Source organism: Stutzerimonas sp. FeSN7 (assembly GCF_030263795.1).
GTDB classification, from domain to species: Bacteria; Pseudomonadota; Gammaproteobacteria; order Pseudomonadales; family Pseudomonadaceae; genus Stutzerimonas; species Stutzerimonas stutzeri.
On sequence record NZ_JARPMN010000001.1, the window covers coordinates 1,171,048 to 1,192,438 of the forward strand.

20 protein-coding genes and 1 pseudogene are annotated in these 21,391 nt (G+C 66.6%); 6 read left to right on the forward strand and 15 right to left on the reverse strand.

Features of this window, described 5'->3' with window-relative positions:
* Positions 1–11 precede the first annotated feature (11 nt).
* On the reverse strand, positions 12–1,958 hold the full coding sequence (locus P5703_RS05350; protein WP_045632390.1) for a DNA topoisomerase III: 1,947 nt from the start codon (positions 1,956–1,958) through the stop codon (positions 12–14).
* A gap of 187 nt (positions 1,959–2,145) precedes the next feature.
* Between P5703_RS05350 and P5703_RS05355 the strand changes: the two genes are divergently transcribed.
* The gene (locus P5703_RS05355) at positions 2,146–2,358 is read left to right on the forward strand and encodes a DUF3079 domain-containing protein (RefSeq protein ID WP_003300856.1); all 213 of its coding nucleotides are present in this window, start codon (positions 2,146–2,148) and stop codon (positions 2,356–2,358) included.
* A gap of 78 nt (positions 2,359–2,436) precedes the next feature.
* Here P5703_RS05355 and P5703_RS05360 read toward each other — a convergent pair whose 3' ends face one another.
* The gene (locus P5703_RS05360; protein WP_125853394.1) at positions 2,437–3,666 is read right to left on the reverse strand and encodes a dicarboxylate/amino acid:cation symporter; all 1,230 of its coding nucleotides are present in this window, start codon (positions 3,664–3,666) and stop codon (positions 2,437–2,439) included.
* A gap of 197 nt (positions 3,667–3,863) precedes the next feature.
* Here P5703_RS05360 and P5703_RS05365 point away from each other — a divergent pair, with 197 nt between their 5' ends.
* Together P5703_RS05365 and P5703_RS05370 are read left to right on the forward strand one after the other, a co-directional pair.
* Complete coding sequence (locus P5703_RS05365; RefSeq protein ID WP_048329634.1) at positions 3,864–4,187, forward strand: hypothetical protein; 324 nt, start codon at positions 3,864–3,866, stop codon at positions 4,185–4,187.
* 73 nt (positions 4,188–4,260) lie between these two features.
* On the forward strand, positions 4,261–4,986 hold the full coding sequence (locus tag P5703_RS05370) for an SIMPL domain-containing protein (protein ID WP_013983535.1): 726 nt from the start codon (positions 4,261–4,263) through the stop codon (positions 4,984–4,986).
* 1,066 nt (positions 4,987–6,052) lie between these two features.
* On the opposite strand, the gene P5703_RS05375 is transcribed toward P5703_RS05370, so the two are convergent.
* The 3 genes from P5703_RS05375 to P5703_RS05385 form a co-directional block, all read right to left on the reverse strand.
* The gene (locus tag P5703_RS05375; protein ID WP_011914010.1) at positions 6,053–6,979 is read right to left on the reverse strand and encodes an ABC transporter permease; all 927 of its coding nucleotides are present in this window, start codon (positions 6,977–6,979) and stop codon (positions 6,053–6,055) included.
* A 65-nt stretch (positions 6,980–7,044) separates the two neighbouring features.
* A complete protein-coding gene (locus tag P5703_RS05380) occupies positions 7,045–8,151 on the reverse strand; it encodes an ABC transporter permease (protein ID WP_014597323.1) in 1,107 nt (368 codons plus the stop codon).
* Positions 8,152–8,163: 12 nt separating this feature from the next.
* Positions 8,164–9,720 carry an ABC transporter ATP-binding protein gene (locus tag P5703_RS05385; protein ID WP_285585751.1) on the reverse strand — a complete coding sequence of 519 codons (1,557 nt, stop codon included), beginning with the start codon at positions 9,718–9,720 and terminating at the stop codon, positions 8,164–8,166.
* A 251-nt stretch (positions 9,721–9,971) separates the two neighbouring features.
* Here P5703_RS05385 and P5703_RS05390 point away from each other — a divergent pair, with 251 nt between their 5' ends.
* Positions 9,972–10,892 carry an AraC family transcriptional regulator gene (locus P5703_RS05390; protein ID WP_013983532.1) on the forward strand — a complete coding sequence of 307 codons (921 nt, stop codon included), beginning with the start codon at positions 9,972–9,974 and terminating at the stop codon, positions 10,890–10,892.
* A gap of 1 nt (position 10,893) precedes the next feature.
* Here the strand turns inward: P5703_RS05390 and P5703_RS05395 are convergent, their stop codons facing one another.
* The 10 genes and pseudogenes from P5703_RS05395 to trpB form a co-directional block, all read right to left on the reverse strand.
* Positions 10,894–11,349, reverse strand: coding sequence for a carboxymuconolactone decarboxylase family protein (locus P5703_RS05395; protein WP_011914005.1), 456 nt, complete (start codon positions 11,347–11,349; stop codon positions 10,894–10,896).
* Between the two features lie 10 nt (positions 11,350–11,359).
* A complete protein-coding gene (locus tag P5703_RS05400; protein ID WP_019405899.1) occupies positions 11,360–12,097 on the reverse strand; it encodes an SDR family oxidoreductase in 738 nt (245 codons plus the stop codon).
* A gap of 123 nt (positions 12,098–12,220) precedes the next feature.
* On the reverse strand, positions 12,221–12,691 hold the full coding sequence (locus tag P5703_RS05405; RefSeq protein WP_003280143.1) for a nucleoside deaminase: 471 nt from the start codon (positions 12,689–12,691) through the stop codon (positions 12,221–12,223).
* A gap of 36 nt (positions 12,692–12,727) precedes the next feature.
* On the reverse strand, positions 12,728–13,522 hold the full coding sequence (locus P5703_RS05410) for an ABC transporter permease (protein WP_285585753.1): 795 nt from the start codon (positions 13,520–13,522) through the stop codon (positions 12,728–12,730).
* Positions 13,509–14,312, reverse strand: coding sequence for an ABC transporter ATP-binding protein (locus P5703_RS05415; protein WP_285585754.1), 804 nt, complete (start codon positions 14,310–14,312; stop codon positions 13,509–13,511). Before P5703_RS05415 ends, P5703_RS05410 begins: the two co-directional genes overlap by 14 nt.
* A gap of 4 nt (positions 14,313–14,316) precedes the next feature.
* The gene (locus tag P5703_RS05420; RefSeq protein ID WP_352230418.1) at positions 14,317–15,294 is read right to left on the reverse strand and encodes an ABC transporter substrate-binding protein; all 978 of its coding nucleotides are present in this window, start codon (positions 15,292–15,294) and stop codon (positions 14,317–14,319) included.
* 53 nt (positions 15,295–15,347) lie between these two features.
* Positions 15,348–16,094 (reverse strand): annotated as a pseudogene (locus P5703_RS05425) (alpha/beta fold hydrolase); the annotation flags it as partial.
* A complete protein-coding gene (locus tag P5703_RS05430) occupies positions 16,087–17,067 on the reverse strand; it encodes an isopenicillin N synthase family dioxygenase (protein ID WP_125881984.1) in 981 nt (326 codons plus the stop codon). The gene P5703_RS05430 and the pseudogene P5703_RS05425, both read right to left, overlap by 8 nt.
* Before the next feature lie 386 nt (positions 17,068–17,453).
* Positions 17,454–18,263: a tryptophan synthase subunit alpha gene (gene trpA / locus P5703_RS05435; RefSeq protein WP_256517572.1), complete on the reverse strand. Its 810-nt coding sequence runs from the start codon at positions 18,261–18,263 to the stop codon at positions 17,454–17,456.
* Positions 18,260–19,471, reverse strand: coding sequence for a tryptophan synthase subunit beta (gene trpB, locus P5703_RS05440; RefSeq protein ID WP_279641239.1), 1,212 nt, complete (start codon positions 19,469–19,471; stop codon positions 18,260–18,262). Before trpB ends, trpA begins: the two co-directional genes overlap by 4 nt.
* 179 nt (positions 19,472–19,650) lie before the next feature.
* Here trpB and P5703_RS05445 point away from each other — a divergent pair, with 179 nt between their 5' ends.
* A complete protein-coding gene (locus P5703_RS05445) occupies positions 19,651–20,538 on the forward strand; it encodes a LysR family transcriptional regulator (protein WP_279641240.1) in 888 nt (295 codons plus the stop codon).
* 83 nt (positions 20,539–20,621) lie between these two features.
* Positions 20,622–21,068, forward strand: a complete 447-nt coding sequence (locus tag P5703_RS05450) for an Lrp/AsnC family transcriptional regulator (RefSeq protein WP_037044509.1) — start codon at positions 20,622–20,624, stop codon at positions 21,066–21,068.
* Positions 21,069–21,391 lie beyond the last annotated feature (323 nt).

Genomic DNA, 21,391 nt, shown 5'->3' on the forward strand with positions numbered 1-21,391 from the left:
ACTCGGCCCGCTCAATCGGCCGCGCGCGGTTTTCTCGTCCGAGCGCCGCTCCCTCTGCGTGGCGTGGCGCTGCGTTTCTTCTTCCACGGTTTGCCGTTGCGGCCGGCGGCCACCGGTGGACCGCTGATCGTCATGCGCAGCCCGGCGCAGCGTTCGACCAGCTTGCTCATCCATGCCGATTGCTTGGCGACGAATTCCTCCAACGGCATTTCGCCGCTCTGCACCATGTCCAGCGCCTGTTCCCAGATCGCCGTGGTACCCGGGTCGGCGATCGGCCGCGGCACGGCGTCTATCAGGCTGAACGCCGCCGGTGTCGCCGCCAGCGCCTTGCCCTGGCGAACCAGATAGCCGCGGTCGAGCAGGCCCTGGATGATCCCGGCGCGGGTCGCCTCGGTGCCGATGCCGGTGGTGTCCTTGAGTTTCTGCTTCAGCCGCGGGTCGTCCACCAGCTTGGCGACGTTCTTCATTGCCTTGATCAGGTCGCCTTCGGTGAAGGGCTTCGGCGGTTGTGTCTGCTGGTCCTTGAGTGTGATCTCGCCCACCGCGTAATCCCCGCCCTGTTGCAGGGCTGGCAGGCTTTGCGGCGCATGTTCCTCGCGGTTGCCCCGTGCCGGCGCCAGTGCTTCGGGCATGGCGCGTTTCCAGCCCGGTTCGACGACGCGCTTGCCCACCGCGCGCAGCGCCTGGCCGGCGCAGTCGAAGTCGGCCTGGGTGCGGTCGTACTCATGGTTGGGCAGGAACTGCGCCAGGTAGCGCGCGCGGATCAGCTCATACACCGCACGCGGGCGCCCGGCCAGGCGTTCCAGACCACGCGCGGCGGCGGTTGGGATGATGCCGTGGTGGGCGCCGACCTTGGCGTCGTTCCAGGCCCGCGAGCGGCGCGACAGGTCCAGATGCGGCTCAAGCGCCGCGAGCGTCGGGTCGGCTTGAGTCAACGCAGCGACGATGGCCCGCGCTTCGCCGTGCTGGCTCAGCGGCAGGTAGCCGCAATCGCTGCGCGGGTAGGTGATCAGCTTGTGGGTTTCGTACAGCGCCTGGGCGATGTCGAGGGTTTCCTGGGCGCCGAGGCCGAGCTTCTTCGAGCAGACTTCCTGCAGCGTGCCGAGATCGAACGGCAAGGGTGCCGCCTCGCGCTGCCGCTCGGTCTTGAGCTTCAGCAGGCGAGCGCTGGCGGCGTTGCGCATGGCGTCCGCAGCCTGCTGCGCACGAGCCTGATCGAGGCAGCGGCCCTGGTCATCGCAAAGGTCGTCCGGCGCCTGCCACTGCGCGGTGAACGCGGCGCCATCGGCGAGCAGCTGCACGTCGATGGCCCAGAACGGCACCGGGATGAAATCGGCGATGCTGCGGTCGCGGTCCACCACCAGACGCAGCGTCGGCGTCTGCACGCGGCCCACCGGCAGCACGCCGCGGTAGCCGGACTGGCGGCCGAGCAGGGTGAACAGCCGGCTCATGTTCATGCCGATCAGCCAGTCAGCACGCGAGCGGCCGAGGGCGGCGTGGTAGAGGTTGAAAGTCTCGGCGCCGGGCTTGAGCGCAGCCAGCGCCTTGCGGATCGAGGCATCGTCCAGCGCCGACAGCCACAGCCGGCGGATGGGCCCGCGGTAGCGGCAGTGCTCGACCAGCTCGCGGGCGATCATCTCGCCTTCGCGGTCGGCGTCGGTGGCGATCACCAGCTCGCTGCATTCGCCGAGCAGGCGCTTGACCGCCTTGAACTGGCTCGCGGTCTTCGGCTTGACCAGCATCTTCCAGCGCTCCGGCACGATCGGCAGGTCGGCCAGCACCCAGCGCTTGTAGCGCGGGTCATAGGCGTCCGGCGGGGCAGTTTCCAGCAGATGGCCGATGCACCAGGTCACCGTCACCCCGGCGCCCTGCAGGCAACCGTCGCCACGCCGGTTGGCGCCGAGCACCTTGGCGATGTCGCGGGCCTGGGAAGGCTTTTCGCAGAGATAGAGTTGCATGGAGGCTGTGACGGCAGCGGTCGATGGCGCGAAGCATGTGCACAAACGGCGCTTCAGGCAATCACTATCTGTATGGGCATACAGTTGTTGTGCGCCGATACCGGTCGTTCTTGAGCATGATCAAGTCTGGCGGCGGCGAGGAGGCTTAGCCTGTGGCCACTGCAACAACGCCCGAAAGGCACGCGCAATGGCCAAGAAATTTCCCCTCGAACCATCCCACCCCGAACGTGTGTGCTGGGGTTGCGACCGCTATTGCCCGGCAACTTCGATGGCCTGTGGCAACGGCGCGGGCCGCACCCAGCATCCGGCGGAAATGTTCGGTGAGGACTGGTATCTGGATGAATGCTGGGGTATCGACCCGGAGCTGATCGCCAAGACCCGCAAGGAGTCGTCGAGCTGATGCTGCGCCGGGGTTCTTCTTCGGCAGGTTCTTGAAAAACGTAGGCGATGGCAACGCAGGTAGTTTTTCAACAGCCGGCTAGTCGCGGTCGGCGAAACGCTGCACCACCACACTGCCAATGATGTCGCCCTCGACGTTGACCGCCGTGCGCACGGTATCCAGCAGGCGGTCGATCGGCAGCAGGATCGCCACGGCCTCGGCCGGCAGGCCGACCGCCTGCAACACCATCACCATGGTCACCATGCCGGCGCTGGGAATCCCCGGCGCGCCTGTGGACGCGATCATCGCCGTGAAGAACACCACCGCCTGCTGCGCCAGGCTCAGCTCGATGCCCATCAGGTTGGCGACGAACAGCGCTGCTGCCGCTTCGTAGAGTGCGGTGCCGTCCATGTTCATGGTCGCGCCCAGCGGCAGCACGAAGCCGGCGATGCCCGGGCGCACCTTGAGGTTGTCCTCTGCGCAGCGCAGGGAGATCGGCAGCGTCGCCGCGCTGGAGCTGGTGGCGAACGCCGTGATCAGCGCCTCGCGGGTGCCGCGGAAGAACCACAGCGGCGACCTGCCGGTCGTGAGAAAGAGAATGCCTGGCAGCACCACGATGCCGTGGAACAGCGTGGTGGCGAACACCAGCACGATAAAGCCGCCCACCGCACTGAGCAGCGCCACATCCTGCTCGGCCACCAGCTTGATCAGCAGGGCGAGGATGCCCAGCGGCGCCAGGCGCATGATCCAGCCGATGATGCGCATCATCAGCTCGAGAAATTCCTGCAGCACCACGAGGATATTGCGGTAGCGGTCGCCGCCGGCCACCAGGGCGATGCCGATGAACATGGCGAACACCACGACGGCCAGGATGCTGCCGTTGGCCAGCGCGGCGAAGGGATTCTGGAACAGGTTGGCGAAGAAGTGCAGGAAGAACTCGGGCAGCGTCAGCTGGCGCGCCTCGAAGTCGTTCATCGCCTCGGCGAACAGGTCCAGCGACAGCCCCGCGCCCGGCTTGAACAGGTTCGCCGCGACCAGCGCCACCAGCATCGCCGCACTGGTGGTGAGGGTGAAGTAGACCAGCGCGCCGCCCCACACCCGATGCACCTGGTGATGCGCCTGCAGGTTGGCCACACCGACGACGATGGAGGTGAAGATCAGCGGAATCAGCACCATTTTCAGCAGGCCGATGAAGATGCTGCCAAGCAGGGTGCTGGCGTAGAGCACGCCTTCGCGCACGGGCGCATCGGCCGGCAGCGTACCGGTCAGCCAGCCGATGGCCACACCCAGGCAGGCCGCGATGAGAATCTGCAGGTTCAGGCTGGGCAAGGCGGGCGGCTCCTCGGGTCGATGGCGGTGACGTCAAGCAAGAGAATAGAAAGGTGCGGCGAAAGTTCGCAGCAGCACGGCAGCATCATACAGGCCGAGCCGCCCGGCAGAAGCCGTCTCCTGGCGCTGGCCGGTAGCAGACAAACGCCGGCCGGCGGGTTTTCATGGTCGGGCTGGGACAAGAGAGGCAAGCGAACATGAGCGATCAGGACATCGAGCGGCGCATCGCCCGCGACATCGCCAAATGGCAGCGCGGCGTGCGCGACAAGGGCGAGCCGTTGCAGATCGACGAGGGCTGGCTGCATACCCCGCAGGGGTTGCGGTTGCCGTTCAGCGTGCTGAAGAGTGCCGGCGTGCCGCCGCGCGAGGTGGAACTGCTGGCCCGGCGCGCCGCCTTGCGCGAGCAGCTCGAGGCCTGCAGCGATGCGCAGCAGCGCGAGCGCCTGACGCACGAGCTGAGCGAGCTGGAGCAGAACATCGCCTTTCGCCTGGAGGCGCTGCAGCGCCTGGGGCGGGCTTGAGCAGTCGGTCGCTGGCGTTCGCGCGGCGCTGGAGTAGCATGGGCGTCCGGTTGTTTTCTACAGGGAGAAGCGTGTGGCTACAGCACGAATCGGGTTTCTGCCGGCGGCGTTGATCGCCGCGGCGGTGGCCTTCGCCGGCTGGTCGGTGGGGCAGGGCGTGGAGCGTTTTCGCATGGCCGACCGCACGGTGACGGTCAAGGGACTGGCGGAGATGGACGTGAAGAGCGACTTCGCGGTGTGGACGCTGGGCTTTCGCCGTGGTGGCGATCGGTTCGCCGAGGTGCAACAGGGGCTCAGCGAGGACCGCCAGCGGGTGCTGGACTTCCTCCGCGAGCAGGGCTTCAGCGACGAGGAGCTGGAAGTGCGGCCGTTGCAGGTGCAGGACCTGCTGGCCCGCGAATGGGCGTCGCGCGATGTGGCGCTGCGCTTCAACGGCCAGGGGCAGGTGCTGGTCAAGTCCGAGCGCGTCGATGCCGTGGCCAAGGCAGCCAATGCAGTCGATCCGCTGATCCAGGCCGGCGTGCAGCTGGATACCGAGGTCAATGGCTTTGCCGGGCCGCGTTATCAGCTGCGTGGGTTCAACGAGCTCAAGCCGCAGCTGCTCGAGGCCGCCACCGGCAACGCCCGTGAGCAGGCGACGCGCTTCGCCGAGGATGCCGGCGCCACGCTGGGGCGGTTGAAGAATGCCAACCAGGGGGTGATTCGGGTGATCGATGACGATGGCAGCGATATGGACAGTGGCCGGACCATCGGGAAGCGGTTGCGGGTGGTGAGTACCTTTGAGTACACCCTGGATTGAGAAGCGGGCTGAGCGCTGGGTGTCGGTGCCGGCCTTCGTTTCTCGCTCGGCGTCCTGCCTCGCGTCCCCTTGCGCGGCGACCCTCGGAGCAGCAATGGAATGAGGGAAGTCTCGCGTAGCGAACCGGGGGCGCCCAGTCCGGATGGCCGGGGCAAGACTTTTGGTTCATCGCGCTTTCTTGGGGAAGCAAGGATTGACACCGGACTGGCAAGTTTGGGTGTGTTGAATGAAAGTTTTGCTTTCATTGGCGATTAACGAGTTGCTTGAGAGATTGGTTTCGCCCTGCTGGGCGACTCACTTTTTTCAGTCGCGAAAAAAGTAAGCAAAAACGCTTGCCCCTGCATCCGGCCCTGCGCTTCGCTCCGGGTCCGTTCTCTCCATCGCCGCTCCAGGGGCACGCCGCGAAGGGACGTCCCTGTCCCTTCGCGTCTCTCGCGGCGTCCATGCCGCTCAACCCCCTACGCAACGATTCCGCTCACCCTCCTGAAGGGGCGTTGGGTGTCGCCTGATAGTTCGTGCAGAAAGAAAAAGCCAAGGCAAAGCAAACATCAACGATCTTCCAGGCAACTCGGACTCCATTCCCCGTCAGGAGGCCGAGTGGAGGTGTCGCGCAGGGGGACGCGAGGCATGGACGCCGAGCGAGGAGCGATGGGACAGGGACGTCCCATCGTGACGGCCCCCGGAGCGGCACCGGAAGGAGGGAAGTCTGGCCGCGTAGCGGGCAGACCCGGATGTCGGGTGCCCTTTTTCTTTGGTTACTTTCTTGTTGGGCAAGCAACAAGAAAGTGACTCGGCCGGGGGGCCGAAACCAGAAGTGTCAGCACACTCGGTAAGTGCCCTGATCACCAAGGCGCAAGCCCAAACCAAATGGCAGCAACACCCAAACTTGCCAGTCCGGTGTCAAGCAGCCTGTCCCCATGAAATGCGAAGAAGCTTTTTTGGGTTCCTTTTGGCGGGGCCGGCCATCCGGGCGATTGCCAAAAGGAACTCGCCCAGCAGGGCGAAACCAAGCGCCCAAGCAACTCGCCAACCGCCCTGGTTCCGCGCAGCCCGGCCCGAAAAAACCTCAATGCCCCGGCTGCCAAGGCTGCCCCAACGACACCGGCGCGTACAACCGCGTACGGATCGCATCCCGCGACAGCAGCACCAGCACCAGAATGGTCGCCACATACGGCAGCATCGCCAGCAGGTTGCCGGGGATCGCCAGGCCGAGACCCTGGGCCACCAGGTGGAGGATGCTGGCCAGGCCGAACAGGTAGGCGCCGAGCAGGACGCGGCTCACCCGCCAGCTGGCGAACACCACCAGGGCCAGGGCGATCCAGCCGCGGCCGGCGGTCATGTTTTCCGCCCACATCGGCGTGTACGCCAGCGACATGTAGCCGCCGGCAAGCCCGGCCATGGCGCCGCCGAACATCACCGCCAGGGTGCGCACGCGCAGTACCGGCAGGCCCATGGCGCTGGCGGCGTTGGGGTTTTCGCCGACGGCCTGGATGATCAGGCCGATGCGGCTTTTCAGCAGCACCCAGGCCACCAGGGCGAACAGTGCGAAGGACAGGTACACCAGCAGATCCTGAGCGAACAGCATGCGGCCGATCACGGGAATCTCGCTGAGCAGCGGAATGGCGATCGGCTCGAAGCCGGCCAGTGGCTTGCCGACCCAGCTGGCACCGACGAAGGACGACAGGCCGACGCCGAAGATGGTCAGCGCCAGGCCGGTGGCGACCTGATTGGCGTTGAAGCCCAGCGCCACCATGGCGAACAGCAGCGAGAGCAGCACACCGGCCAGGCATGCGAACAGCACGCCGAGCCAGAGATTGCCGCTGGCGAAGGCGACGATGAAGCCGATCACCGCGCCGAACAGCATCATGCCTTCCTGGCCGAGGTTGAGTACGCCGGTTTTCTCGCACACCAGCTCGCCGAGGGCGACCAGCAGCAGCGGCGTACCGGTGCGGATCATGGCGTAGAAGATATTGGTCAGCAGATCCATGTCCATCGGTCAGGCCTCGAACTTCAAGCGGCAGGCAGCGGGTGAAAAGGGAAGTAGCGCAGCGCGGACGATCATGTGGCCGGCTCCTCTTTGGCGCTGACGAGCTGGGGCTTGCGTGCCCACAGTTTCAGGCGCGGGCGGTAGAGGATCAGTACGTCGCAGGCGAGCAGGAAGAACAGCACCATGCCCTGGAACAGCTGGGTGATGGACTGCGGCAGGTTGGCCGCCATCTGCGCGTTCTCGCCACCGAGGTAGAGCAGCGCCATCAGCAGGCTGGCGAAGACGATACCGATGGGGTTTAGGCGACCTAGGAAGGCCACGGTGATCGCCGCGTAGCCGTAGCCCGGCGACACCTGTGGCACCAGCTGGCCGATCGGCCCGGTGACTTCGGCGACACCGGCCAGCCCGGCCAGGCCGCCGCTGATCAGCAGGGCGATCCACACCAGCTTCTTGTCGCGGAAACCGACAAAGCCGGCGGCGCGCCTGTCCAGGCCGAGCACCTTGATCTGGAAGCCGAGAAAACTCTTCTGCAGCAGCACCCAGACCACCACCAGCGCCAGCAGGGCGAAGTAGAAACCGGCATGCACCCGCAGGCCTTCGATCAGCTCGGGCAGCCGGGTGGCGTCGCCGAACATCGCCGACTCGGGGAAGTTGAAGCCTTCCGGGTCTTTCAGCGGGCCGTGCACGGCGAACAGCAGCAGGTTCAGCGCGATGTAGTTGAGCATGATGCTGGTGAGGATTTCGTTGGCGTTGAACGCCGTCTTCAGCCAGGCGCAGAGCCCGGCCCAGGCGGCGCCGCCGAGCGTGCCGAGCAGCAGCGTCAGCACCAGCGCCCAGCGCGAGTCCCAGTCGATGATGTTGACGGCCAGCGCGCTGCCGGCCAGGGCACCGATGAGCAGCTGGCCTTCGGCGCCGATGTTCCAGATGCGTGCGTTGTAGACCACCGCCAGACCCAGCGCGCAGAGCAGGATCGGCAGCGCCTTGACCAGCAGTTCGGAGACGCCGTAGAGATCGCCGAGCGGGTCGACCAGCAGCACCTTGAGGGTTTCCAGCGGTGGATGGCCGAGCAGGGCGAACAGCAGCGCGCCGCTCAGCAGCGTCAGCAGCGCGGCCAGCAGCGGGGAGCACCAGAGCATGGCCCGTGAAGCCTCGCCACGGGGTTGCAGGGATAACAGCATGATGGGTTCTCGTCAGGCGGCAGAGGTGGAAACGGGGGCGTCGCTGGTGTCGAACTGGCCGGCCATCCAGCGGCCGACTTCGACCGGACAGGTGCTGGCGGTGGCGCGCTGTGGCGACAGCCGGCCGTCGCTCAGGGCGGCGATGCGGTCGCTGATCTGGAACAGCTCCTCCAAGTCTTCGGAGATCACCAGAATCGCCGCGCCGGCATCGCGCAGTTCGATCAGCGCGCGGTGGATCGCCGCCGCCGCGCCGACATCCACGCCCCAGGTCGGGTGCGCGGCGATCAGGAGTTTCGGCTGCTGCAGGATCTCGCGCCCGAGGATGAATTTCTGCAGGTTGCCACCGGACAGACTTGCCGCCGGGGTCTGTGCGTCCGGTGTCTTCACGGCGAAACGCTGGATGACCTGCTCGGCGAAGGCGCGCACCTTGCCGCGTCGGATCATGCCCTGCTCGACCATGCCGGTCTGCTGGAAGGCGGTGAGCAGGCCGTTGTCGGCCAGGCTCATGCTCGGCACCGCGCCATGACCGAGGCGCTCGGCCGGCACGAAGGCCATACCGTGGCGACGGCGGGCATCGGGGCTCAGGTGGGCGACGTCGTCACCGAGAAAGCGGATATGCCTAGCCTGGGCGGCAGGCAGGCGCTGTTCGCCACTGAGCAGGGCGAGCAGTTCGTCCTGGCCGTTGCCGGCGACTCCCGCGATGCCGACGATCTCGCCGGCGCGTACTTCCAGGTCCACCTCTTCGAGGGACACGCCGAACGGATCGGCGTTGTGCCAGGACAGCCGCTCCACCCGCAGGAACGGCGCGCGGCCCTCGCTCTTCGGGTATTCGGCTTCCAGCCCCTCGGCATCGCCGACCATCAGCCGTGCCAGTTCCAGGTCCGAGCATTCGGCCGGCACGCACTCGCCGGACACGCGGCCGCCGCGCAGCACCGTGGCGCTCTGGCACAGCGCGCGCACTTCATTGAGCTTGTGGCTGATGAACAGGATGCTGCAGCCCTCGGCCGCCAGCCGGCGCAGGGTGACGAAGAGTTCGTCGGCCTCCTGCGGGGTGAGCACCGAGGTCGGTTCGTCGAGGATCAGCAGGCGGATGTCCTGCATCAGGCAACGGACGATCTCTACCCGCTGGCGCTCGCCGATGGACAGGCTGTGCACCAGCCGTTGCGGCTCCAGCGGCATGCCGTAGCGCTGCGAGACCTCGCGGATCTTCGGCTCCAGCTGCTTCGGCGTACCGGCCTTGGCGCCCAGCGCCAAGGCGATGTTCTCCGCCACCGAGAGCGTCTCGAACAGCGAGAAGTGCTGGAACACCATGCCGATGCCGCGTTCGCGGGCCTGGGCCGGGTCGCGCATGGTCACCCGTTCGCCCTGCCAGTGGATCGCGCCGGCGTCCGGCTGGGTGACGCCGTAGATGATCTTCATCAGGGTGCTCTTGCCGGCGCCGTTCTCGCCGAGCAGGGCGTGGATTTCGCCCGGCTGGATCGACAGGTCGATACGGTCGTTGGCCAGGCAGCCTGGGTACTGTTTGGTGATGCCGCAGAGCTGGAGGCGCGCGGTCTGGGATTCGGGCATGGAGGCATCCGCTGGGTTTTTCATGGCCAGGGCTGTAGCAAAAAGCTGGCCAGGCAGTCAGGAAATGAGGTGCGGCGTGACTGCGGGCGTTGTGTTGCCCGGCGTTCACAGGACGATGGTAGCCGTTGCATCGCTTTGGTGCCTCACTCCGCGAGGTGGACGAGTCGCTGCACCGGCATGGGGCGTAACGACCGCGACGTGATCGGCCTGCTAAGCTGAACGCCTCTCTGCCTCCCCAGGGTCTCCTGCAAATGAACCAACTGGACCTTCATTCCGCCGAGGAAACGATTGCCCAGCGTGCCGCCCTGGCGCGGCTGATCGATGGCCTCGTGCGCGACGACGGCATGCATCCCACCGCCATCGACGATCTCTTCCTGATCCGCTGCAGCGCGCCGAGCGAACTGGTGCACGGGCTGCACAAGCCGGCGTTGTGCATCATCGTGCAGGGCAGCAAGGAGGTGCGCCTGGGCGATGAGCTGTACACCTACGATGCGCTGCATTACCTGGTGGTCTCGGTCACCGTGCCGGTGGCCGGTCGCGTGCTGGAGGCCTCGTCCGGCGAGCCGTACCTCTGTATCCGCCTGGATATCGACCCGGCGATGGTCGCTACCCTGGTGGCTGAAAGCGCGCCGTTGAGCCAGCCCGTGGAAGGGGCTGCACGCGGGGTCTATCTGGACCGCATCGATGCGCCGTTGCTCGACGCCACGCTGCGCCTGGTGCGGCTCTTGGCCAGCCCGCAGGACATCCCGGTGCTGGCACCGCTGGCCATGCGCGAGATCTTCTACCGCCTGCTCTGCGGTCGCCAGGGGCGGCACCTGCACGAGATCGCGGTGCGCGACAGCCAGGGCCATCGCGTCACCCGCGCGATCGAATGGCTGAACCGCAATTACGTCGAGCCGCTGCGCATCGAGGAACTGGCGCAGCGGGTCAACCTCAGCAGCTCGACGCTGCATCACCGTTTCAAGGCGCTCACCTCGATGAGCCCGCTGCAGTACCAGAAGCAGCTGCGCCTGCAGGAGGCGCGGCGGCTGCTGATCGCCGAGGGGCTCGATGTGTCCAGCGCCGGCTACCGGGTCGGCTACGAAAGCCCCTCGCAGTTCAGCCGTGAGTACAGCCGGCTGTTCGGCGCCTCGCCGGTGAAGGATCTGGCCCGGCTGCGCAGCACCGCTTAATTCAGCGCGACGCCGGGTCCGGCACCTCGCGCAATGCCTGGGCGGCATCGATGGCGCGGGGAAAGCCGGCCGTCACGGTGGTCAGGTAGACCACCTCCTTCAGCTCCTCACGGCTCACGCCCAGGCGCAGCGCGTAGCCGGCGTGGATCTTCATGTAGGGCAGATTGCCCTGGGCGGCGAAGGCGGCGACCGCGGCCAGCTGGCGGGTCCGGTCATCCAGTTCGCTGCGTCCCCAGACATCGCCCAGCGCATAGCCGGTGATGCCCTCGGCGAGAAACGGATAGTCCTCGCGCAGCGCCTCGAGCACCGGTTGCCCGGCCCCGCCGGACAGGTGCTCGATGACCGCCATGCCACGCTCGTGGCGCTCGTTGCCGGCGGCGTCCAGCGAGGCGAGGGTAAGCGAGCCGAACACGGCCAGGTATGCCGCGGCCAGGGTGTTGCTGGTATGAAGGCTCATGGCGGCGTCCTCAGTAGGGGCTGGCGGTGGGACGCACCACCAGCTCGCTGACGTCGACATCGGCCGGCTGGTCGATGGCATAGGCGATGGCGCGGGCGATGGCGTCGGCCGGAATGGCGATGCGGCGGAAGTCGTCCATGGCCGAGCGGGCGGTGTCATCGGAAATGCTCTCGGCCAGTTCCGATTCGGTGACGCCGGGCGAAACCAGGGTCACGCGAATATCGCCGCCGACCTCCTGACGCAGGCCCTCGGAGATGGCGCGCACCGCGTACTTAGTGGCGCAGTACACCGCCGCGGTCGGGCTCACCGCGTAGGCGCCGATGGAGGCGATGTTGACGAACTGGCCGGCGCGCTGGCGCTGCATCAGCGGCAGGCCGGCGGCGATGCCGTGCAGCACGCCACGGATGTTCACGTCGATCATGCGGTTCCACTCGTCGACCTTCAGCGCATCCAGCGGCGAAAGCGGCATCACCCCGGCGTTGTTGATGATCACGTCGACGCGGCCGAAGCGCTGTTCGGCGAAGTCGACGAAGGCCTGGGTGTCCTCGCGGCTGGTTACGTCCAGCGCGCGGCAGGCGGCAACGCCACCGCGTTCGCCGATCTCGGCGACCAGCTTTTCCAGCCGTTCGAGACGCCGCGCGCCCAGCACGACGGTTGCGCCCTGGGCCGCCAGCAGGCGGGCCGTGGCTTCACCGATGCCGCTGCTGGCGCCGGTGATGAGTACGATTTTGCCGGTGATGTTCGACATGGGGGTTGTCCTCCGCAGGTGGATTCGGGCGACGTCGGTGACGCCGTGGTTCGAATACTGCGATGGAGGACGGTGCCGGCGTTATGGCGATCCTGCCGGGCGCTTGCCTGATTCTGGCGCTGCCTACCAGATGCCTTCGTGCAGGGCGGCCGCCTCGTCCTCCAGCAGCGGGCCGAGCACCTCGACTTTGCGCTGGCCGGCGTCGAAGACGATGCGGCACGGCAAATCCAGCGTCGGGTTTTCCGGATGGTTGCCGGTGAGGTCCTTCAGGCTGCGCTCGGAAAGGCCGTAGACCACGCGCCCAAGACCGACCCAGTAGGCGGCACCCGCGCACATGGCGCAGGGTTCGGCGGACGTGTACATGGTGCAGCGCGAGAGGAATTCCGGCGTATAGCGGGTCGAGGCTCGGGTCATCAGCACCCGCTCGGCATGGCCAGTCATGTCGTGGTCGGGCATATAGGCGTTGCCCTGTTCCAGCAGCACCTCACCGTCCGGCCCGACCAGGATGGCGCCGAACGGATGGGTGCCGTTTTCCAGCGCGCGGCGGGCGACGTCGAAGCTTTTGCGCAGCAGGGCGAGATCGTCGAGAGGCATGGCGTTATCCAGACTGAGATGAAGAGGTGGTGGGCTTCAGTGCCCCGCCTTGGGCAGGCTCCAGGGAAAGCAGATCTTCTGCAGCAGCCCGATCAGGTGGAACAGCAGCAGGCTGATTACCACCAACATCATCAACGCGGCGAAGGCTTGCGGCACCTGGAACATCGAGGTGGAGAAGTTGATGAAGTAGCCCAGGCCTTTTTCCGCCGCGACGAACTCGGCGACCACCGCGCCAATCACCGCCAGGGTGATGGAGATGCGCAGCGCCGAGAACAGGTGTGGAATCGCATAGGGCAGGCGGATGTTGCGGTACTCGCGGGCCTTCGACGCGCCCAGCGAGCGCGACAGTTCCACCAGCTCTTCCGGCGTCGCCAGGAGGCCGGTGACGCAGGACACCACGATGGGGAAGAAGGCGATCAGGAAGGTGATGAACACCCGCGGCAGGTCGCCGGCGCCCATCACCACCACGATGATCGGCGCTACCGCGACGATGGGTGTGGACTGCACGATCACCAACAGGGGATAGAGCGTGCGCGACATCAGTCGCGAGGACGCCAGGGCGATGGCCAGCGGGATGCCGATCAGGATCGACAGGCCGTAGCCCATCAGCGTCACCCGCAGGGTGGCGAAGATGTGCTCGGCCCAGGCACCGAGGCCGACCTTCTGCGTCGCCGCGAGAATGGCGCTGGGCGAGGGCAGCACGAAGCTCGGTAGCGTGAGCAGGCGGCAGGCCGCCTCCCAGACCAGCAGCAGGACGACGAAGGCGAGCCAGGGCGCGAGGCGATCGGCCTGCGTCTTCAGGCGATGTGTCCTGGGCTTAATGTTCGGCATGGCGCGAGAAGACCTTGCGGCGGATATGGTTGGCGAGCTCATTGAAACGGGGCTCCGTGAGGGTCTGCATGGACCGCGGACGCGGCAGGTCGACGTCGATGATTTCCTGAACGCGGCCGGGGCGTGCCGACATCACCAGGATGCGGTCGGCCAGCAGCAGCGCTTCGGGAATCGAGTGGGTGATGAACAGCACCGTCTTCGGGCGCTGGGTCCAGATATTCAGCAGCTCCAGGCTCAGCTCGTCGCGGGTCAGGGCGTCGAGTGCCGAGAAGGGCTCGTCCATCAGCAGGATTTCCGGGTCGTGCAGCAACGCCCGGGCAATCGCCGCGCGCTGCTGCATGCCGCCGGAGAGTTCGTCCGGGCGCTTGTTGCCGAATTCCTTCAGCCCCACCAGTTCCAGCAGCTCCTCGCCGCGGGTGATCTCCTGGGAGGTGACGCGGCCGTACTTGTGGCGCATGGGAAAGGTCAGGTTGTCGCGGATGTTCAGCCACGGCAGCAGCGTCGGCTTCTGGAAGACGATGCCGATCTCGTCGCGCGGGCCGTCCACCGGGCTGCCGTAGATGCTGACCTGGCCGTGGGTCGGTCGCACCAGCCCGGCGAGGATGCGCAGCAGCGTGGACTTGCCGCAGCCCGAGGGGCCGAGCACGGCGATGAACTCGTGGCGGCCGATGTCGAAACTGGCGTTGTCCAGCGCCACCACCTCGCTGCCATCGGAGGAGGTGAAGACCTGGCTGACCCGATCGAAGCTGATGTTGGGGCGCGGCGTGGCGGGCAGGACGGCAGCGTTCATGGCTTCACTCGCTCAGGCTGGTGTCGATGGCGCTGGCCGGGTCGAGGGCATCAATCTGCATGCCCTGCGCCTTGGCGACCCATTCCCAGGTGGTGGCCAGACGCTTGGCGTCGAAGCCCGGGCCTTCGGCATCGCTGATCTCGTTCTGCATCAGCGGTACCGAGGCGGCGAACTGCTCCTCGGCCTGCTGCTCATCGACCTCGGCGACCATTTTCTTCAGCGCGGCGGCCGCTGCAGCCGGGTCGGCGATGGCGTTCTTCTGCGCCTGCCGGTAGGCCTTGACGAACTTCTTCGCGACCTCGGGATGGCTCTGCACGAAGCGCTGCGACGCCACCAGCGACAGGCCGTAGCCTTCGAAGCCGTATTCCGACCAAGGGATAGTCTTCAGCGTCTTGTCCGCTTCGCCGAGGGCACGGACGAAGCCGGGCGCGACGGTCAGCCAGTTGATGGTGGCGTCGACCTTGCCGGTGGCGAGCATCGGCGCCAGCGCGCCGGGGTCGAGCTTGAGCAGCTTGACGCTGGCCGGGTCGATGCCGTTGCGCTCCAGCAGCAGCGGCCAGACCACGTTGGAGGCGGAGAAGGTCGGCGTGGCGACCGTCTTGCCGACGATGTCCTTGAAGCTCTCGATGCCCGAGCCTTCGGTGGTGAAGAAGGCGTCCGGCTGTTTGTTGTAGATCGGCGCGACTGCTACCACCGGCACCTCGCCCTGGGCCTTGGCCTGCAGCAGCGAAGCCAGGCCGGCAGAGCCGAAGTCGGCACTGTTGGTGGCCAGCTTGGTCACCACATCGCTGCCGCCACGGGCACTGGCGATTTCCACTTCGATGCCTTCTGCTGCGAACAGGCCCTGTTCGACACCTAGGTAGATCGCCGCCTTGTCGCCCGCTGGCAACCAGTCGTTGAGCCAGCGCACCTTGTCGGCGGCCAGGGCGGTTTGGCTGAACAGCGCGAGCAGGGCGCTGGCGAGCAGGGTTTTCTTGAACATGGTGAAGCTCCTTGAAGGTTCGGCGTGTTTAGCGCGATGCAATAAACGGGTCGGCGCACGGGATGTGGTTGGCGCGCGAAGAAATCCAGCAGGGCGGCGAGCAGCGCGTCGGGCATGGCCAGTTGCGGCGCATGGCCACAATCGAGGCGCACGCGCTCGGCACCCGGCACCAGTTGCTGCATGCGCTGCTGCACCCGTGGCAGCACGGAGCGGTCCTGCGTGGCTTCGATATACAGCCGCGGCAGACGACCGAAACGCGCGGCCGTCCACTGTGCGGCGATATCGCGGCCGCCGTCGGGCTGCACCGTCAGGCGGCGCGCGGCAGTGATCGCGGCCACTGCCGGTGCATCGTGAAAGAACAGGGCGCAGGCGGCATCGCCCGGTACGCGGCTGCCGCCGGGCGCGGCCTCGAGATAGGGGCCGATGCCGCTGACCTCGGGAAAGTCGCGGGCGAGCTCGGCACAGAGTTCGCCAAAGCCCATGCCGCTGGGCAGCATCATGCCGGCGACATAGGTGACCCCGGCGATGCGCTCGGCATAACGTTCGGCCACGGCAGTGGCGGTGATGCCGCCGCCGGAATGCGCGACCAGATGGATCGGGCCGGGCAGCGTCTCGATCAGCGCGCCGACATGTTCGACGTAGCGCTGCAGCGAGACCTCGGCGAGCGGCGTGGCGTCGCTGCCGTTGCCCGGCAGATCGACCGCATGCGGTCTGTGGCCGGCATCGCGCAGGCCATCCTGCAGCGAATCCCAGACCCAGCTACCGGCCCAGGCCCCGTGGATGAGGACGACGTCAGCCATAGGTCCTCCGGTACATCTCGCGGTGGTGCTCTTCCACCGTCACCGCGGGGTAGCGCGGCGCCTCGCCGGGCGCGAGGCAGGTCGGCAGGCACTCGACCACATGGTCCGGGTTGCCGCTGAAGAAGAACGGCACGCTGTAGCGCTCGCGTCCGGACATGTTGACCACCCGGTGCAGCGTCGAACGGTACTGGTCGTTGGTCCAGCGGGCGATCATGTCGCCCAGATTGACCACATAGGTGCCGGGCACGGGCACTGCGTGAATCCAGCTCTTGCTGTGGCGATCCCAGACCTGCAGGCCGGGGTTCTCGTCCTGCAGAAGCAGCGTCAGCCCGCCGAAATCGGTATGCGCGCCACAGCCCTTCTCGCCGGGCGCGGCATTGGCCGGCTGCGGCGGGTAATGCAGCAGGCGCAGGGTGCTCATGGAGTCGCGGCAGAAGCCGGCGAAATGTTCCTCCGGCAGTTGCAGCGACAGCGCGATGGCCCTCATCAGCCGATTCGCCAGCGCATTCATCGCGTCGCGATAGCGCTCCATCGTCGGGCGAAACTCCGCGAGCTCGATCGGCCACTGGTTGGCACCATGGTTGAAACGCCCGGCCAGTACCCGCGGGTCGTCCTCGGCCAGCTCCTCGCCGATGTAGAAGCCTTCCTTGAGATCGGCCGGCGCACCGGCTTCCAGCACCTGCCCGCGCAACGGCTCATAGCCGCGATTGGCCTTCGAGAACACCTTGTCCAGCGCGCGCTTGCCGGGTTCCGGCAGGGCAAAGAAGGCCCGCGCCTGCTCGAACACCGCCTGCTGCAGCGCCGCGTCGACGCCGTGGTTGGCGATACAGAAGAAACCGACCTCGCGACAGGCCGCACCGATGCGTTTGGCCACGGCGGCGCGCTCGTCGAGATCGGGAGAAAACAGCCCGGCGATGTCGATCAGCGGCAGCGCGGCGGCTTCGAGATGGCGGGCGCAAAGGGATTCGTTCATGGCTCGATCCTGCTCTGCCGACCGCGGAATGGCGACCGGCGAGCGCAGTATCCGGCGCGTCGCTTGTACTCAAAAGCAGAGAATATCGAGCATGCCGATGCCGTTTCGGCAACAGCGGTGGGTGCCTTTTCTCGAGGCAACCGCTGCTTCGCTGTGGTGCGTAAGCCGGCCTGCGCCATGTCTGGCAAAGGGACGCAGAGCGCGGAAATCCCACGCCCCTTGCGCACCGTTCAGGTGCATCGAAGGCAGCGCAGGCGGGGCTGATTTTTTTCAGAAGGGTAAAGCGCTGTGCACGGCAGCCGAGTCGACCTTGCCCAAGAACACGGGCAAAAAAAACCGCCGCCCGGATCGACCGGGCGGCGGTGCTTTGCAGGGCGACGGTGTAGTCAGGCGCGGGCGCTGCGCACGCCGGTACTGATCTGGCGGCACAGTTCCAGCACGCCTTCGACGGCCTGTGCGTTGCCCTTGGCATTGGCGATCTGATCGATCAGCGCCGAGCCCACTACCACCCCTTCGGTCAGCCGGGCGATGGCGGCGGCCTGTTCCGGCGTGCGGATGCCGAAGCCGACGCAAACCGGCAGCTCGGTATGGCGCTTGAGGCGCGCCACGGCTTCCTCAACATGCTCGAGCGTCGCCGAACCGGCACCGGTCACGCCGGCCACCGAGACGTAATAGACGAAGCCGGAGCTGCCGTTGAGTACCACCGGAAGGCGCTTGTCATCGGTGGTCGGGGTGGTCAGGCGGATGAAGTCGATGCCCGCGGCCTGGGCCGGGTCGCAGAGGTCTTCGTTGTGCTCCGGCGGCAGGTCCACCACGATCAGGCCGTCGACGCCGGCTTCCACCGCCTCGGCGATGAAGCGCTCCACGCCCATCTTGTGGATGGGGTTGAAGTAGCCCATCAGCACGATCGGGGTGGTCTGGTCGTCCTGGCGGAATTCACGAACCATCTGCAGCGTCTTGGCCAGGTCCTGCTTGGCGGCCAGGGCGCGGATGTTGGCCAGCTGGATCGCCGGGCCGTCGGCCATCGGGTCGGTGAAGGGCATGCCCAGTTCGATGACGTCAGCACCCGCGGCCGGCAGGCCCTTGAGGATCTGCAGCGAGGTGGCGTAGTCCGGATCGCCGGCGGTGATGAAGGTCACCAGTGCGGCGCGGTTCTGTTGTTTCAGCTCGTCGAAGCGCGTCTGCAGGCGGCTCATATATGTTCTTCCTGTTCGTCGTAGTGGTGCATGACGGTCTGCATGTCCTTGTCGCCGCGGCCGGAGAGGTTGACCACCATCAGGTGATCCTTCGGCAGACCAGGCGCGCGCTTGAATACTTCAGCCAGCGCGTGGGAGGACTCCAGCGCCGGGATGATGCCTTCCAGGCGGCAGCAGGTATGGAAAGCCTTGAGCGCTTCCTTGTCGGTGATCGAGGTGTACTCGACGCGGCCGATGTCGTGCAGCCAGGCGTGTTCCGGGCCGATGCCGGGGTAGTCCAGGCCGGCGGAGATCGAGTGGGCGTCGATGATCTGGCCATCCTCGTTCTGCAGGAGGAAGGTGCGGTTGCCGTGCAGTACGCCGGGTACGCCGCCGTTCAGGCTCGCCGCGTGCTGGCCGGTCTCGATACCGTGGCCGGCCGCCTCGACGCCGATGATCTTCACACTGGCGTCATCCAGGAACGGATGGAACAGGCCCATGGCATTGGAGCCGCCACCGATACAGGCCACCAGCGAGTCGGGCAGGCGACCTTCCTTTTCCATCATCTGCTCGCGGGTTTCCTTGCCGATCACGGCCTGGAAGTCGCGGACCATGGCGGGGTAGGGGTGCGGCCCGGCGACGGTGCCGATCAGGTAGAAGGTGTTGTGGACGTTGGTGACCCAGTCGCGCAGGGCTTCGTTCATCGCGTCCTTCAGGGTGCCGGTGCCGGCGGTGACCGGAATCACTTCGGCGCCCAGGAGCTTCATGCGGAAGACGTTGGCCTGCTGGCGGTCGATGTCGGTGGTGCCCATGTAGATCACGCACTGCATGCCGAAGCGCGCGGCCACGGTGGCAGTGGCCACGCCGTGCATGCCGGCGCCGGTCTCGGCGATGATACGCTGCTTGCCCATGCGCCGGGCCAGGAGGATCTGGCCGATGCAGTTGTTGATCTTGTGCGCGCCGGTGTGGTTCAGCTCCTCGCGCTTGAGGTAGATCTTCGCGCCGCCGCAGAACTCGGTCAGGCGTTCGGCGAAGTACAGCGGCGAGGGGCGGCCGACGTAGTCGCGCTGGAAGTAGGCGAGTTCCTTGGCGAACTCGGGGTCCTGCTTGGCCTTCTCGTATTCGGCGGCCAGCTCGTGGATCAGCGGCATCAGGGTTTCGGCGACGTACTGGCCGCCGAACGAGCCGAACAGGCCGCGGGCGTCGGGGCCGTTGCGGTATGAAGTCATGAGCGATCTCCTGGAGTTCTTTTGTAGGAGCGGCCCTTGGCCGCGAATGAAACCACGCCAATGACCGGGCTACCGGTTCGCGGGCATGGCCCGCTCCTACGCGATTGCATGCACCCTAACCGGATGCGGCGGGGAAAAAAAGCGATAAGATCGCTGCAACTCGTCAGGAAAACTCAACTATGCAAGCCAGCCTCCCGCCACTCAACGCCTTGCGCGCCTTCGAGGCCGTGGCCCGGCTCGGCAGCCTGAAGCAGGCGGCCAGCGAGCTGCACGTCACCCACGGCGCCATCAGTCGACAGGTTCGACAACTGGAAGAGCAGCTTGGCCTGGCCCTGCTGGCCAAGGAAGGACGCGGCGTAAAACTCACCGATGCCGGCCTGCGCCTGCGCGATGCCGCCAGCGATGCCTTCGAGCGCCTGCGCAGCACCTGCGCCGAGCTGCAGCGGCAGACCGCCGAGGCGCCGTTCGTGCTCGGCTGTCCCGGCAGCCTGCTGGCGCGCTGGTTCATCCCGCGGCTGGACCGGCTCAACCGCGAGCTGCCGGAGCTGCGCCTGCAGCTGTCGGCCAGCGAGGGCGAGCTGGACCCGCGCCGGCCCGGGCTGGACGCCACGCTGTGGTACGCCGAGCCGCCCTGGCCGGCGGACATGCGGGTGTTCGAGCTGGCCGCCGAACGCATCGGCCCGGTGCTCAGCCCGCATCATCCGCGCTGCGCCGCCCTGCGTGACGCCCCGCCCGTGGCGCTGCTCGGCGAAGCGCTGCTGCATACCGCCTCGCGCCCGCAGGCCTGGCCGCGCTGGGCGCGCGGCAACGGCCTGGAACCGGCGCAGCTCCGGCTGGGGCAGAGCTTCGAACACCTCTATTTCCTGCTGGAGGCGGCGCTGGCCGGCCTCGGCGTGGCCATCGCCCCGCAGCAGCTGGTGGCCGACGACCTGGCCGCCGGACGCCTGCTGGCGCCCTGGGGCTTCGTCGAAACCGAGGCGAAGCTGGCGCTGTGGGTGCCAACGCGACGCATGGACCGCCGGGCCGAGCAGTTGGCCGAATGGCTGACGCGGGAGATGCAAGGCTAATTCCCGGGACGCAGGCAGGGCGCCCGGCGCGGCTGGCATGCAACACGCATCCCATGCCTCCTCTGCGCCACGGAAACCCTGCCATGAACAAGCTGGACAATGCACTGCTCAACATTCTGATCAAGGACTCGCGTACGTCCTTCGCCGATATCGCCCGCCAGTTGAACATTTCCCGCGCGCATGCCCGTACCCGCGTGCAGGCACTGGTGGAAAGCGGGGTGATCGAGAAATTCACCGCCGTGGTCAACCCGGAAAAGCTCGGCAAGGGGATCTCCACCTTCATCGACCTGACCGTCGCGCCCGCGGCCATCGAGGCGGTGGCCGAGCGGCTGGCGGGTACCGTGGAGGTGGTCAGCCTGTACATCATGAGCGACCTGAAAAGCCTGCATATCCATACCCTCACGGACAGTTACGAGACCTTCGACGCTTTCGTCCGCGAGCACATCTTCAACCACCCGGAAATTCTCACGGTGGATTGCAAGGCCCTGCTAACGCGGGTGAAGCACCGCCGCGGTGGTGCTCGGTTATGAGACCGACGACGCCTTATAACGGGGCCTGGCGCCTCTTCATGGTGCGTAGCTGACATTCGCTAGCCGTGACGGCTCGCTAATGTCCGATCGAATCGAAGTGGTTTCACCAAGCTGACGAATGTATCGATTCGGCAGGTCGTTCCGCCGTTTCGTCACGAAGCCGATGCCGCGGATGCGTATTTTTTGTGCAACCCAGTGAGCGGTCGATTTTTTGGAATCCAAGATAAATCATTAAAAATCAATAATTTATAAAGATATTGGGGCTGGCACGGCTGTTGCTTCAGGGCTTGCGCACGACTTTACATCCGATAGGCACCCCGCCG